This is a genomic window from Bacillus badius NBRC 15713 (assembly GCF_001591605.1).
GTDB classification, from domain to species: Bacteria; Bacillota; Bacilli; order Bacillales; family Domibacillaceae; genus Pseudobacillus; species Pseudobacillus badius.
This window is the reverse complement of sequence record NZ_BCVF01000002.1, coordinates 126964-141144: the sequence shown is the minus strand read 5'-3', so window position 1 is coordinate 141144 and position 14181 is coordinate 126964. Positions and strand designations below refer to the sequence as shown.

Annotated in this window: 16 protein-coding genes; 7 read left to right on the top strand and 9 right to left on the bottom strand. The window is 43.3% G+C overall.

The annotated features are described in order from the left end of the window. Window positions 1-33: 33 nt before the first annotated feature. A complete protein-coding gene (locus tag BBA02S_RS01915; RefSeq protein ID WP_041113607.1) occupies window positions 34-1479 on the bottom strand; it encodes an aminotransferase-like domain-containing protein in 1446 nt (481 codons plus the stop codon). Window positions 1480-1578: 99 nt separating this feature from the next. Here BBA02S_RS01915 and BBA02S_RS01910 point away from each other — a divergent pair, with 99 nt between their 5' ends. Continuing rightward, window positions 1579-2181, top strand: coding sequence for a LysE/ArgO family amino acid transporter (locus BBA02S_RS01910; protein WP_041113608.1), 603 nt, complete (start codon window positions 1579-1581; stop codon window positions 2179-2181). 145 nt (window positions 2182-2326) lie between these two features. After that, window positions 2327-2725: a DUF1259 domain-containing protein gene (locus tag BBA02S_RS01905; RefSeq protein WP_082028085.1), complete on the top strand. Its 399-nt coding sequence runs from the start codon at window positions 2327-2329 to the stop codon at window positions 2723-2725. A 60-nt stretch (window positions 2726-2785) separates the two neighbouring features. On the opposite strand, the gene BBA02S_RS01900 is transcribed toward BBA02S_RS01905, so the two are convergent. Further along, a complete protein-coding gene (locus tag BBA02S_RS01900) occupies window positions 2786-3238 on the bottom strand; it encodes an SMI1/KNR4 family protein (RefSeq protein ID WP_041113609.1) in 453 nt (150 codons plus the stop codon). Between the two features lie 53 nt (window positions 3239-3291). Further along, window positions 3292-3732, bottom strand: a complete 441-nt coding sequence (locus BBA02S_RS01895; RefSeq protein WP_156141453.1) for a WapI family immunity protein — start codon at window positions 3730-3732, stop codon at window positions 3292-3294. A 194-nt stretch (window positions 3733-3926) separates the two neighbouring features. Here BBA02S_RS01895 and BBA02S_RS01890 point away from each other — a divergent pair, with 194 nt between their 5' ends. The 4 genes from BBA02S_RS01890 (at window position 3927) to BBA02S_RS01875 (ending at window position 7121) form a co-directional block, all read left to right on the top strand. Further along, the gene (locus BBA02S_RS01890; protein ID WP_041096044.1) at window positions 3927-4526 is read left to right on the top strand and encodes a short chain dehydrogenase; all 600 of its coding nucleotides are present in this window, start codon (window positions 3927-3929) and stop codon (window positions 4524-4526) included. A 178-nt stretch (window positions 4527-4704) separates the two neighbouring features. Further along, window positions 4705-4932 (top strand): FeoA family protein, encoded by a 228-nt coding sequence (locus BBA02S_RS01885; RefSeq protein ID WP_041096045.1) that lies wholly within the window; start codon window positions 4705-4707, stop codon window positions 4930-4932. After that, window positions 4929-6941 (top strand): ferrous iron transport protein B, encoded by a 2013-nt coding sequence (gene feoB, locus BBA02S_RS01880; protein ID WP_041113611.1) that lies wholly within the window; start codon window positions 4929-4931, stop codon window positions 6939-6941. The genes BBA02S_RS01885 and feoB overlap by 4 nt, the downstream gene beginning before the upstream one ends. Window positions 6942-6962: 21 nt before the next feature. Further along, window positions 6963-7121 carry a FeoB-associated Cys-rich membrane protein gene (locus BBA02S_RS01875; RefSeq protein WP_041096047.1) on the top strand — a complete coding sequence of 53 codons (159 nt, stop codon included), beginning with the start codon at window positions 6963-6965 and terminating at the stop codon, window positions 7119-7121. A gap of 88 nt (window positions 7122-7209) precedes the next feature. On the opposite strand, the gene BBA02S_RS01870 is transcribed toward BBA02S_RS01875, so the two are convergent. Further along, on the bottom strand, window positions 7210-7668 hold the full coding sequence (locus BBA02S_RS01870; protein WP_041096048.1) for a divergent PAP2 family protein: 459 nt from the start codon (window positions 7666-7668) through the stop codon (window positions 7210-7212). Between the two features lie 339 nt (window positions 7669-8007). Here BBA02S_RS01870 and BBA02S_RS01865 point away from each other — a divergent pair, with 339 nt between their 5' ends. Then, window positions 8008-8835, top strand: a complete 828-nt coding sequence (locus BBA02S_RS01865) for a glycerophosphodiester phosphodiesterase (protein WP_041096049.1) — start codon at window positions 8008-8010, stop codon at window positions 8833-8835. Window positions 8836-9060: 225 nt separating this feature from the next. Here BBA02S_RS01865 and BBA02S_RS01860 read toward each other — a convergent pair whose 3' ends face one another. From BBA02S_RS01860 to BBA02S_RS01840, 5 genes are all read right to left on the bottom strand, one after another. Next, entirely contained in the window at window positions 9061-9930 is an 870-nt protein-coding gene (locus tag BBA02S_RS01860; RefSeq protein WP_052477284.1) for a GNAT family N-acetyltransferase, read from the bottom strand. Between the two features lie 53 nt (window positions 9931-9983). Then, window positions 9984-11210 (bottom strand): MFS transporter, encoded by a 1227-nt coding sequence (locus BBA02S_RS01855; RefSeq protein WP_052475063.1) that lies wholly within the window; start codon window positions 11208-11210, stop codon window positions 9984-9986. Window positions 11211-11264: 54 nt separating this feature from the next. After that, entirely contained in the window at window positions 11265-11756 is a 492-nt protein-coding gene (locus BBA02S_RS01850; protein ID WP_041097985.1) for a GNAT family N-acetyltransferase, read from the bottom strand. A gap of 143 nt (window positions 11757-11899) precedes the next feature. Beyond that, a complete protein-coding gene (locus tag BBA02S_RS01845; protein ID WP_041113612.1) occupies window positions 11900-13126 on the bottom strand; it encodes an MFS transporter in 1227 nt (408 codons plus the stop codon). Beyond that, window positions 13123-14166, bottom strand: a complete 1044-nt coding sequence (locus BBA02S_RS01840; RefSeq protein WP_041113613.1) for an ArsR/SmtB family transcription factor — start codon at window positions 14164-14166, stop codon at window positions 13123-13125. The genes BBA02S_RS01845 and BBA02S_RS01840 overlap by 4 nt, the downstream gene beginning before the upstream one ends. Window positions 14167-14181 lie beyond the last annotated feature (15 nt).

Sequence of the window (14181 nt, the reverse complement as noted above, 5' to 3'; positions counted from 1 at the left end):
TCCCTCCCTTGTGTTTTTCAAACCGATGGTCTCTCAGAACCGGTTGTCCTCTCTGTCGCCTGGCTGAATCAGGTTTCGCAAAATGTTTAGTCCTTGCTTTAAGTCCTCCAGTGAAGCATAGGCGTAAGAAAGACGGATATGCTGCAAATCACTCGGCTCATAAATATAGCCTGGATTGATCAAAACGTTATGGTGAAGCAAGTTTAGGAATAAGGCTTTGTTGACAACCGGCTGATGGAATTTGAGCCAGATGTAAAAGCCGCCTTCAGATGTTTTCCATGTCGCCATGTTCCTAAATGTTTGTTCTAATAATTCTTCTGTAAATCGGGCTCTTCTTTTCAACTGTTCACGAAGATCGATTAGATGTTTTTCGTATAATCCTGACGAGATCCAGTGTGCGGCGATTTCTTGCGAAAATGCGCTGGAACCGTAATCTGTTTGCATTTTAATATCTGCCAACCGTTCAATGACAGGTGAAGGCGCCACAACCCAGCCAACCCGCAGCCCTGGACTTAGGGTTTTAGATATGCTGCCGATATATAATACTTGCCCGGAAGTGTCCCATGATTTGATGGCAGGCGCCGGTTTTTCAAATAACAGTTCATGATATACATCATCTTCAATAATCGGAATTTGCAGCTCCCTGCATGTGTTGTATAATGTTTTCTTCTCTTCTGCCGGCCAATTGTAGCCGGTTGGATTGTGCAAGGTTGGTATGCAGTAGAATAAAGATTGTCTTTTTCTTTTATGTGCCCGCAGGTTGTCGGCTAAATGATGATTTCTTGATATCGATACTATGCGCATGCCGGCCGATTGAAAAGGATGTACAGAGTTTAAATATGAAGGCGGTTCGTGAAGGATGGTCGATCCTTCTTCCAATAATCCGACGGCGATTAATTGCAAGGCTTGCAGGGCACCCGAAACAATTAATATATTGTCTGGTGTTGTATAAATGCCCCGCTTTTTTAAATGCTGGCATAAGATTCCGCGAAGCTTTTCGCTGCCTTTAGGTGATGAATAGCCGATTGCCTTTGAATCCAGGCTAATTTGTGCCAGCGATTGTTCAATTTGTCGAGTCGGGAGTAATTCCGGCGCAAGTTCGCCTGTCCCTAGACGGATGACCTCTTCCTTTTGTTCGTATTCATTGATTAACTGGATCGTGTGATAGTTTGGTTTATGAAGGCTTGATTCAATATGGTGCTGCCAATTCGGCTGTGACTTGTTCAATAGGACGTTCCATGAATTATTCGCTACAAATACGCCGGATCCCATCTTAGATTCAATTAAGCCGTCCGCTCTTAATTCATCAAACGCCAGTTGGACAGTGCTCCGATTGACATGAAATTGAGCGGCCAGCTGCCGCTGGGTTGGCAGCTTTGTTCCGACTGTCCAATCCCCCCGCTCAATATGAGTTTTGATCCAGTCGATAATTTGTTCACGGACAGTCAAATGGGACTGGTGGTTTGGTTTCCACTTCATACGATCCTCTCCTAAATTGGATGGATAAGAAACCATCCAATTGGTTGTTTTCTTTTAGTTGTAGCATAGTAAGATAAGGATGGAAAGGGAGTTGGGGATATGGAAGCTATTATTCATGGCATCATTTTAGCCTTCGGTCTTATTCTGCCGTTAGGTGTGCAAAATGTATTTATATTTTCACAAGGAGCAACACAGCCCAGGCTTATTCGAGCTTTTCCGGCAACTATTACAGCTGCATTATGTGACACATTGCTCATTTTGTTAGCCGTTTTCGGATTGTCCGTGATCGTCTTGCAGTTTGAATGGCTCCGTTTTGCTCTAATGGCAGCCGGCATCTTATTTTTACTGTACATGGGGTGGGTGATCTGGCGGTCGAAGCCAGCAGCAAATGAACCAACCAATGCCTTGCCGATTCGCCAGCAAGTGGTCTTTGCTTCTACGGTTTCCTTGTTGAACCCCCACGCCATTTTAGATACGGTCGGTGTGATCGGGACGAGCGCTTTAAAATACAGCGGAACGGAGCAGCTCTTTTTTACGCTGGCATGTATTGCTGTTTCGTGGATTTGGTTTTTTGGTTTAACTTTTGCTGGAGCAGTGATGACAAAGCTGGATGGGACAGGAAGTATAATGACTGTTTTTCAAAAAAGCTCGGCTCTGTTTATTTGGGCAACGGCTATTTATCTATTTACCGGCTTGATTTAATGCACAAAACAGCCCTGCTGTATGAAGGGCTGTTTTGTGTCTATGAAAATACAAAAAAAGCTTCGTTTTTTGTGTACTTGTCCAGACAAGCTTGTTGACTGCTGCATATAGTATAGCATAAGAGAAGAAAGGAGGAATATTTAGGATGTCACGTAACATGTCAGCTTGTGAAAGACTTGCAGCGATTATCGGAGGAACAGTGATTGCCACCTCTCCCGCTTGTGTTGTTCAGCGTCTTCGAAACATTGAAGCTACGATTCTCGGCCGCCGCACCCGCTCCCCTTTAGCCCTTCCTTTTGCCCTATCCTTTGAAAATAGCAGAAATGGCGAAACGCTTAATCTCGGAGAAACAGTGATCCTTCAAGAAGAAATCAATCCGTTTTTAACAGCTTTACGGGAAAGAGGCATCAAGGTCACAGCTGTTCACAATCATTGGCTCTTTGATCAACCGCGCTTAATGTACATGCACTGGGAAAATGTTGGAGATCCATTTGAATTTGCGAGAAACAGTATTGAAGCAGCCAGACAAGCGCGTTTACTTTAACGACTAGCCAGCCGAGACGCTTATAAGCGTCTCGGCTGGCTTCTTATATGAAAACCAACATTATTCTTCTTCCCACTGGCACAGCCCTTCAAGAAATACAAGGAAATCAGGCGCTAACTCGATGATTGTCTCGCCGTCATCCTCAATGAGAATAACAGGCGGATTTTCGCTGGTTTTTCTGTAATCCAGCGCAATCCACGTATGGCCGTCTCCTGAAATGAGGACAATATGTTTGGGAAGCCCCCATTCCTCTATTAAATATCCAGTTTCCAAGATACCGCCTTCTCCAATGCCTTTTAGATGATCTACATGAATATGATCGTCCGCCCAGGATGTTGGCACACTTGTTGGATAGGCGTCATACAGCAGGTACCCGCCATTTTGTTCTCTTAAAATATCGATATAGCTTTCAGGAAGCTTGACTTGAAGGATCTCCTCCGCTTTTGCCACCGCCTCATCCGTCAGCGGCTCCTGTTGGCCCTCATTGTCTGTCTGCCAGATGCTTTTGTTCATTTGATTTTCTTCCCTTCTCTTGTTATTTACAGTTTTTTAGAGAAATCACTCAGCTATAGCTCCTCTATGACTGGAAAGGACGAAAGAATAGTATGCAGCTGCCTAATTGAGCTGGTTAAATAAGATTGATCCGAGTTGAATTCAAATTGGAGAACGGCCCCATCTCCAGGTGGATAGCATGTCTCTGCCTCCCATAAAATTCTCCCCAAATTATCTATCGTACCTTTCATGCAAATCGCTCCTTCTATATGCTTAAAAGCGGCGGTTCCTTCCAGATTTTCATGCATAGCTGTTAATTCGTCAGCGAAATCTGCCAACTCATCTGTCCTTAGCTCACAAGTAAATTGTGCAACATATCCCGGGATCGTTATATGTACAACAGACGTTATCCAATTTTTATCCCAGTCATTTGTGCTGTCTGGATAACTCCTCTCCAGCACTTCAATCTCGATCTTTGTCTTCTCTCCTGACAGGGAAATGTTCAATTTTCTCAACCCTTCCGTTTTACGGGATCAATATTATCTCATAAACTCCCTTTTTTGTGTATAATTAGCAAATTAATTATAGCGCATCTTAATGCTCCTTGTCATAGCTGGAAAAGTCCATGCAAACTGCTTTCAAAGTTTCCCAAAGAAGATTTATACTGTCCTATATACCTTATTTTATATTTAGTTAAGGAGCGTAAAAGATGAGAATTCTTATTGTTGGAGCGAGCGGCACCATTGGCCGGGCTGTAGTGGGAAAACTAGAGAAGCACCATGAAGTTATTTGTGCCGGGCGCAGCAGCGGCGATGTTTTTGTTGATATTACTTCTGTTGACAGTATTCAAGCGATGTATGAAAAAGTCGGAAAGGTAGATGCCGTTGTTAGTGCAACGGGAAAGGCGCATTTTGGTCCCCTGTCAGAGCTGACGCCTGAGTTAAATGGAATTGGCATTGAAAGCAAGCTCAAGGGGCAAATTCATTTAGTGCTAGCAGGAATGGATTATGTCAATGACGGAGGCAGCTTCACTTTAACCACTGGCATTATGATGGACGACCCGATTCTTCAAGGTGCTTCTGCGGCAATGGCGAATGGCGGAGTAAAAGCGTTTGTAAAAGCTGCCGCTATTGAACTGCCGCGAGGAATCCGCATCAATAGTGTCAGTCCAAATGTTATTCAAGAATCACTTGATAAATACGGCGCCTTTTTCCCAGGTTTTGAAGCTGTGCCTGTTCAGCGTGTAGCGCTTGCCTATCAGAAAAGCATCGAAGGCGCACAAACCGGACAAAATTATGAGGTGTATTAACAAGTCAGATCCCTCTGTCCGATTAGATCGAGCCGGCCGGCATATTTTAAACAATAGTCATTATTTATATATAAATTCGTTTTTGCATAGGAAAGGAAAATGATATAATTGAGAAAAATAATCATTATCCAACGCACAGATCATAGTATCTGTTTATAGATGGCTGGAGGGAATTAACGTGGTTCTTTCAGAATTAGGTCGGGGAGAAAAAGCAAAGATTGTAGATTTATCCAACATAGATCAAATGGTTAAAAGGAGATTGCTGGATTTCGGTATTATGGAAGGAATCGAAGTGCAGTTAAAACAACGAATGCCGTTTAAAGGCCCTTTCATGCTTGATTATTGCGGACAATGCCTGGGAATCCGCCATCAAGAAGCTGCCCGGATAGAGATTAAACGAGTATGATGCACATTGCTCTGCTTGGTAATCCGAATACCGGAAAAACTTCTTTATTTAATAATTTAACCGGGTCCTACGAATATGTTGGGAACTGGAGCGGTGTTACCGTTGAAAAGAAAGTAGGAGCACTGAAAAATAAAACAGGACAGCTTATTGATCTTCCAGGCATTTATACCTTGAATCCGTTATCGAAAGATGAAGGCGTCGTGTCCAACTTTTTTCTCCATGATTCGTTTGATGGAATTGTCAATATTGTAGACGCCTCCCAATTGGAAAGAAATTTAGTTTTAACTTTGCAGCTGCTTGAATTCGGAAAGCCGATTATTCTTGGATTAAACATGACGGATGTGGCAAAAAGCCGCGGCATTTATATAAATGAGCAAAAGCTTTCAGCGGCGCTTCAGGTGCCGGTTGTGCCGATTGTGGCGAGAACAGGCCAGGGGTGCAACCTGTTAAATGAGCAGCTCTTCAGCTTGCAAAGTAAAAAACAAGCGCCGCTTGTTTTGGATTATGGGGTGGCTTTAGAAAAAGGAATTGCTCAATTAATTGCTGCCATGCCGCAAGAGCTGACGGAACATTTGCCTCCCCGCTGGCTGGCTTTGCAGTTTTTTGAAGGAAACAAAAACGTATGGGAGCATTTATCCTCCTTTATGGGCGACGATGCGCTGACAAAAATATATGAAGAGACAAAGACAAATGTTCAGAAAGAAGAAAATGCAGATACTTTATCTCAACGGATATACAGAGTCAGACGGACATACATTCAAGCGATTGTTGAACAAGCTGTTGATCAGCAGACAGCCGGGGCAGCCACTTTAACAGATCGGATTGATGCGATTGTCACAAATAAAGTGTTCGGTCTGCCGATCTTTTTGTTATGTATGCTTTTGTTATTTAAGCTAACATTTGATTGGCTTGGCACCCCGCTTTCCGATCTGTTAGATGCTTTTTTCTCAGGCCCGCTCACCGATTGGCTCGCTTTTGTTCTAGGAAAAGCCGGGGCATCTTCTTTCATTCAGTCACTCGTGCTTGACGGAATTGTTGCCGGTGTCGGCGGCGTACTGGTATTTATGCCGCAAATTTTTATTTTATTTTTCTTCATCTCTCTTCTTGAGGATTCGGGCTATATGGCTCGGGTGGCCTTAGTGATGGATAAGATTATGGAATCGGTCGGGTTAAATGGGAAAGTATTTATCCCGATGATTATCGGCTTTGGCTGCAATGTGCCAGGAATTATGGCCGCCAGAACGATTGAGCAGCCCAAAGAACGATTATTGACCATTCTTTTGACGCCTTTAATGTCTTGTTCGGCTCGGCTGCCGGTCTATGCTTTATTTGTAGGCGCGTTTTTTGTGGAATACCAGACAATTGTTGTTTTTTCATTGTACTTATTAGGCATTGCGATGGCTCTTTTATTGGCTAAGTTGTTTTCCATGACGATTTTAAAAGAGGAACAGTCTGTGTTTGTTATCGAGCTTCCTCCTTATCGCCTGCCTCAATCAAAAGCGCTGTTTCGCAGCACATGGGATAAGGGCAAAGGATTTATTAAAAAAGCCGGTACGTTTATCTTTGGCGGCTCCGTCATTATCTGGCTGCTGACGTATGCGGGTCCTCAGGGCTTGAATGTAGATATGGACAACAGTTTCCTTGCCGCCATTGGCGGATGGGTTGCACCGCTTCTTGCGCCGCTCGGCTTTGGCACTTGGCAAGCTGGGGCAGCGCTCATTACCGGATTTTTGGCAAAAGAAGTCGTCGTCTCGAGCATGAATATCATTTACCACGTTCCTGATGTTGATTCTTTGCAGGGACTGATGGCAACAGAATTTACGCCGCTGTCTGCGTTCACTTTTATGGTTTTTGTTCTTTTGTATGTGCCTTGCCTTGCGACAGTCGGAACGATCCGCAAAGAAACCGGTTCAGCTAAATGGACTTATTTCTCGATCGTTTACGCATTAATCTTAGCATACAGCTTGTCTTTTATTATTTATCAAGGAGGCAAGCTGCTAGGCTTTTAACCACCTGGGAGGAATGCACCTATGTTAGTCAATATTGTGATCGGCGCTCTGATTTTTGGTTATGCAGGCTGGACTCTCTTTCGCTATATTAAGAAAAGCAAAGAAGGAAAATGCGCCGCTTGTTCCTTGAAGGATAGCTGCCAAAGTGATTGCGAAACTGTTTCAAGTTCAAGAAAATGATCATTTGTTTCCCCTATTAAGAAAAGGAGCTGCTGCAAGCGGCTCCTTTTCTATTTGTTTTCACGCATCCTCCCTATGTACAAGGAGGTTATTTTTTGGACAAACGATAGCCGGCTGTTCCGATTGCTGCTCCCAGCAATGCGCCTCCGATTACCTCACCCGGCTTATGGCCCAGCACCTCTTTTAACGGATCAGGCACCTTTTCCTCATATTTTACAGGATCATCTTCTTTAATTTTATCCACTAATTCATCCAAATCGTTTACCTTTAAAGTAAGCTCTCCTGTTTGCCGGCGAATTCCTTGTGCATCATACATGACAATCAGTCCGAAAACAACGGATAAGGCAAAATCAATAGTCGATACTCCTTTTTTCAAGGCAATATAAGTAGCCAGTGAAGAGACACCGGCAGAATGAGAGCTAGGCATCCCTCCTGTCGCCAAAAATTGTTCCGGCTTCCACTCTTTTTTCTTCATGTAATGAAGTGGTATTTTTAATGCTTGAGCAATTCCTATACTTGTTAATGCAATGCTAATTCCTCTATTCAAATGGCTCACCTCCGTATTATTTTGAAAACAATGGCTTGTTTTTATTCTCTTCGAATGGTATTAAACACCGATTTAAGCTTCTCTTATGATAGTTCTCTTTTTTTATGAAGTATAAACAACAAAAAAATAAAAATAGTTTGAGCGTCTTTTAATGGTTCTTAGAGGCTGTTTTGCTTTTTATTTATTTGAATTTTGCACATAAGTCTTCTTTCAATGTAAAGATTGTTTCAGCAAATTTCGCCAAAAGTTGAATGCTTTTTACATCTTCTTAATTTTGGCTAAACATTCCTCCGCTACCATTAATCTCGTATCAAATATCTGTACATAGGAGATGAAGACATGAAAAAGAATGTATGGTTAGGAGCAGGATTGGCTTTCACTTTAATGCTCAGTCCGTTTCAGCAGGCTTTTGCCGCTGGTACAAACGGAGAACGCAAGCAGGTGGACAATGTTGCCCATCGCGGCGCCTCCGGTTATGCGCCGGAGAATACCCTTGCCGCTTTTGATAAGGCGGTAGACATGAAAGCGGATTATATTGAAATTGATGTCCAGCAAAGCAAAGACAATGAATTAGTTGTCATCCATGACACAACAGTGGACAGAACAACAGACGGCACTGGCAAAGTAAAGGATTTGACGTTTGAACAACTGCGCGCCTTAGATGCCGGCAGCTTCAAAGGCGAACAATTTAAAGGAGAAAAAATCCCTTCTTTTGATGAAGTGTTAGACCGTTATCATGGGAAAATAGGCATTTTAATTGAATTAAAAGCACCAGAGTTATATCCTGGCATAGAGGAAAATGTGGCAAAAGAATTAAAAGAACGCCATCTTGATCGTCCGCAAAATGAAAAAATCATTATTCAATCCTTTAATTTTGAATCTATGAAAAAAACGGATGCTCTTCTTCCAAAGGTTCCTATTGGTGTGCTGACCTCCTCTAAAGCCCAGGCAACTGAACAGTCTTTAAAAGCGTTTTCCGCCTATGCGGATTACTTTAATCCAAGCTACGGAATTGTCACAAAGGAGATGGTAGGGCAAGTCCATAGCTTGGGAATGAAAATTTCTTCATGGACTGTGCGCAGCCAAGAAGCGGCTGATTTTCTATTAGATATGGACGTTGATGCTATTATTACCGATTATCCGGACTATGTGGACCCGAGAAAATAAATTTCTTTCCCCTTAACGCCGAAAAGAACCTGTACAACAGCACAGGTTCTTTTCGGTTGAATGATATTTTCTCACACAATCGTGTACATATTTATATCGTTTTTGTTAAACGATATAAAACCATTCCGCCATTACTTTGTACAGAAAGCTTAGAAGCCTATGACGAAAACATCGGGTTCGAAAAATTTTCAATTGATCTGTTAAAAAAATGGTCTGTTAAATCTCCTATCCGAAAATTTGCGCCGCAATCCCATAGAGATGCGCATTTCTCTCCGGCAAGGAATTCGCATGAAGGATCATCACCGGCGGTTTGCTGACCTCTTCAAATCCTGCCCCCTTTAATAATTCAATAAATGTCTGATTATCTGCCGGGATGTCCATTCTCAGCTCTCCTTTATGGCTGCGCGCTAACTGATCAACTAGATCAAGCGCAGATCTGTCATCAGGAGCGACAATAGGACCCAATGTTAAATAAACGGGACCTAGTACAGAAAGGCCGTAGCCGACGATTTGGCCTGCGGAATCTTTTAAGACTGCAGCTTCGTGAGATTGCTCTATTCTGTTCACAAGAAACCTCTTTCTTGCCTCCCCAAAAGCAGATTGATCAATCGCCGCAATGCGATCGATCTCGTTCCCTGTCAAGCTGTCCAACTGATAAGAGTCCCGAAAAGATGGATTAAAACACCTAGAATAACGGCCAATCATTTTGTGGACATGCCCCACTTCTTTAAACCCTAGTTTCTCATATAAAGGCTGTCCCTCCGGTGTAGCAATGAGCATAATCGCCGTATCCGCCGGCACTTGATCGATACATGACTGAACAGCCTTTTTTCCAAGCCCCTGCCCTCTGTATTGATCATTCACAATCACCATGCCGAGCGAAGCTGATGCTGTATCATAAGGGATAATTGCTGCACTGGAGACCACTTCTCCCTTTTCATTCTTGTGCCCCATTACTACACCCGATGACAAAATAGTTTTGAGTTCTTCTGTATGATAATCCCAGCCGACCGACTTTGACAGTGCAATCAGCCCCGGGATATCCCGCTCATGAAGCCCTGTTATTGGAAGCTCTTTCGTTCCCGATGTATCCATTGGTTCTCTCCTTTAAATATTAAGTGTTTTCCCGAGGGCATCAACTGCCCGTTTCAACACTTGACACCCTTCTTTGCAGTAAGCACTCTTTCCTTTTTAAACGCACGCACAGCAAAAGTGAAAGAAATAAAATAAAGAAAAAAGGCGAAATAATAGACATAAACGACTCCGAGTGTGTCTGCAATCAAGCCCGTCAGACATACGGAAATAGCAAAGGTCAAGTAGTACAGGTTATCTTTGGCAGCGTACAGTTTAGATAACCTGTCCCGCGGGACTACTTTTTGTATATATGTTTGCTGGCATATATCCCTTAACTGATAAAAAGGTCCCATGAAAACCACTAAAGCAAGAGCTAACCAAGGGGTTGCATTCATTGCATAGATCAGCACCAGAAGACTGATCGCAAAAGAACCAATCAGGATGCCTCGAATTAAGTGTTTTTCCATTTTTCCGGCATAGGCTGCCATCCAAACGCCCCCAGCTATGCTGCCGGCATAGTAGGCCGTATTAATATAGCCCCACCATTCCTCTCCCTCATCTAACACCTCACTCACAAAAGCTAATGAAATGGCGCCAATCCAAATGCCTGAAGCAACTCCTTCTAGCAGATCCATCATCGTAATGGTTCTCATCTGTTTGGCAGCAGTAAACAGAAACGACCATCCTTCTTTTATGACTTCGGTTTTCGGCCGCTTCTGTGTTTTTGTCATTCTCTTGGTTTTGAACTGCAAGGAACAAACGAATGATAAGCAAAAAAGAACGATGCTGGCTGTTAACACCGGTGCACTTCCATAATAGCTAACAGCTGCCGCGCCCAAAGACCAGCCAAGCAGCGCAAATGACTGATCTGCAGCAGTAATCAGGCTATTCGCCTTTCCTATTTGCCCATCCGCGACCATTTCAGGAATCAGTGCAAGCCGGCAAGGAGCAGCAAAGCCATCAGCAAAGCCGGTAATGCTAATGAATAAATAGATCTCCAATAAAGCCGGGAATGGCTCTGTTCCCATTGTCTGGATAATCCCAAAAACGATTATGGACAAGATAGACTGAAGGAGTAAGGATGAGGCCAACAGCTTCTCCAGCGGAAACTTCTCGGCGGCCAATGGAAAAACAAAGGTGCTGGCAAGCTTGCCGGCAGCATGAGCCAGCATAATAAACGCAGCCAGAATGGCCGAGTCCGTCAACAAAAACAGGCTCACCGTGAGCGTCATCGTGTAAAGAGAAAAAGCAAGCTTGCCAAAAGAAATACTGCACCATAAAAAATAAAAATATTTATTCATGATCCATCGTACTCACCTGTCATAAAGATTGAAAAAGCAAGCCCTTCTATCATTTTATAACTTCATTTGAAAAATAAATTGCTCCCCGTTCATTCCCATAGAACGGACTCCGTGATCCTTAAATCCCCCCGTTTGGTAGACGTGCTGCGCTGCTTTGTTTAAATGGTTCACGGCCAAGATAATTTCATTTTTATCTGGAAAATTTTCTTTTACAAATAAAGGAAGCAGTTTGATGGATGTTTTGGCTATCCCTCTGCCTTGTAAATGTTCATGAATCGAGTAGGCTCTTAAAAGAACGGCATGTGTATTCTCACTGTACGGCTCTACACCTTTCCCTTCATGAAGGACAAAGAAGCCAGCGGGCGTTTGATTGTAAAGAATGACAACAGGATAACGCTCTTTGTCTCGTTCGCATGCTAATAACGCCTCCGATGGCAACGCCGTATACTTTTTCTGCTCTTTTGATAAATGGTAATATTCCAACTTTTCACTATATTCCGGTTTGTAGAGCTCTAATGTGATGATCTCTTTTCGAACAGTTGTCATGAACAACGGCCTCCCTCCTGAAAAGAACATATATTCCCCTCTTGTTTTATTGTAAATATTTTCTTGATATGATTCAAGCAGATTTTTCAAAAAGATTCCGAGCCAGAATGCAGGGTGCCCGCCATTATCACAAAAAAAGCCAGCTAATTTATTTCCCTGCCTGAATTTTTGGGTAAGCTTTTGCGAGTATGTAAAAGTGAAAGAACGACATAAAACAATCCCGGCAAGACGATGACTAGGCCAACGGCTACATACACTTGGCGTATAGGCAAACCGAAAAATGAGGAGGAGGCAAACAGTATTCCCAAGGGCATAGCCGCCCGCAAAAAAAGCAGCCGCACAGCACTTAATTGAGCCAAGCGGTCTCTAGGCGCCTCCTGCTGAAAAATGGCCGCACTTTGAGCGTTAAAGAAAGGAAACAATACTCCTCCAAGCAGTTCACATATCGAGGCAGCAAAAGTTGAAGGGGCAAAAGCCAGAAGCACAAATGAAAGTCCTCCCCCGGTTAAGCCGAGGTACATCATCCAATCGGTCTTTTTCAGTTTTGTGAGCAGGAGCGAACCAATGGCATAACCGACTGGAAATGCTCCAGAAAAGATGGCATATTCCCAAGGCTGGCCATTCAATTCCTCCCGAATAAAAGGAACAGCCAAGACCATGGCAGCACCGACTGCAAACTGCACCGCAGAGGAAAGAACAGAAAGACGCAAAAGGCGCGGGTATTGAAAAAACGACCGGTACCCCTCCTTCATTTCTGACCACCAAAACTCTCTTGTCCAAATAACGGCTTCCTGTTCATGTGTCTCTGACATACGTGAAAGGGCAAAAAAACTAATAAGGTACATCGCCGCAGACAATCCATATATAAAATGAGCAGGACTGACAAGCAAAAGCAAGGCAGTAGCTCCTGGGGCAAGAAAGCTCATCAGGCGAATCGCTCCATCTAACAAGGCGTTTGCTTCTGTTAGCTCCTTTTCCTGACAAATGTCAGGAAGAAGCGAAAAAGACAAGCTGGCATAAATCGGCTGCATGATCCCTAACAAGCCTTGCAACACGATTAATGCTAAAACAACTCCTGTTTCTGTGCCGATGAAGGAAGCGGTTAACGGAAGAAGATAAGCGCCAGCCCGAATCAATTGGATTGTTCGAAGCAGCTTTGATTTCCTTACATAATTCAGAAAAGGGGCACTGATGCTTTGAAACATTAAAGAAGGAAGAAAATAAACAAGCCAAAGCACACCCATCCATTCTTTGGAACCCGTCAATTCAAACAACAACAGACCGTTGATGATGCCTCCTGCCGCTCCGCCAAATTCCGAGATGATTTCCCCAAACCACAAGGCTTTAAAAGAAGCTGATTGCCTTTTCATCGATCCATTCCAAGATAATCCGCAAGCTGTCCGGAAAAATCCCTTACTTGCGATAAATTAGCTGAATAAATGCCCTTTTCCACACGAATAAACTTTGCAGATTTCAAAATCGAAAGCTGATGATGAAGCGTAGTTTTCGATATGTGAAACTGCCTGCTCATTTCCTGAAGCGACAACGGCCCTTTGAATAACTCGTAAAGCAATTTCAAGCGAAGTTCATCTCCAAGCGCCTTATGCCCGCGAACCAATGCGTTTGGCGGAACACCCGGCTCCAGCAAGGATTCCTCCTTTAACGGGTAAAAGAAAAGTTTAGTATCCGGCGTGCGCTGTTCCAAAATCCATGGACGATAAGAAACGTGCGGAATGAATTTAATCGTCCAGATGGAAGGTTCAGGAATATAATTCACGCCATCTGTTATCCGTTTCATTTCCTCAATGGGCTTTTCTTTGTCCAATAAACAAGATTGTTTTTGTTCAAAAGCCAATGCCTGCATCCACTTGTCCCACTCTTCCTGCCGGCTCATCCATTCGTGCCATCCCGTCAATACCTGTCGAAACAATTCGCCAATTTCCTGAAAGGAATACTGTGAGAGATGACGAGTATATGCCGCCAAGTAATCGTGCCCTTCGAAACACGCTGCATACTCTTCAAATAACCCCATGTTTTCATATTGTGCAGCCGCGGCTTTTCGCAGAGGCTCATCATGACGGCTGCTGTAAGGCAGGAGCACCTCATAAAACTGAGTCGTCGATATTTCTGAAAGACATACTAAAAAATCTGAAATAGATAAAGCAGAAAACTGATTTTGGAGCATAATCAATCCGTACCAAAAATTAGTTTGTTCTATTGCTTTTAAATTCTTGGTTAATGCTGACGGCATAGACTTCTGTTGTACTTTCCAGGTTTCATCTAATTCGAATGTGTGCCGAAGCCGGGTATGCGTATAGCCTGCAATGCCGAGAATAACCTCCCAAACAGGCGAAAACTCGACCTGCAGTGAAACATTTTCTGTCGGCTCTGAAGAATAGAGATTTTTCATATAATTGCCCCCTTT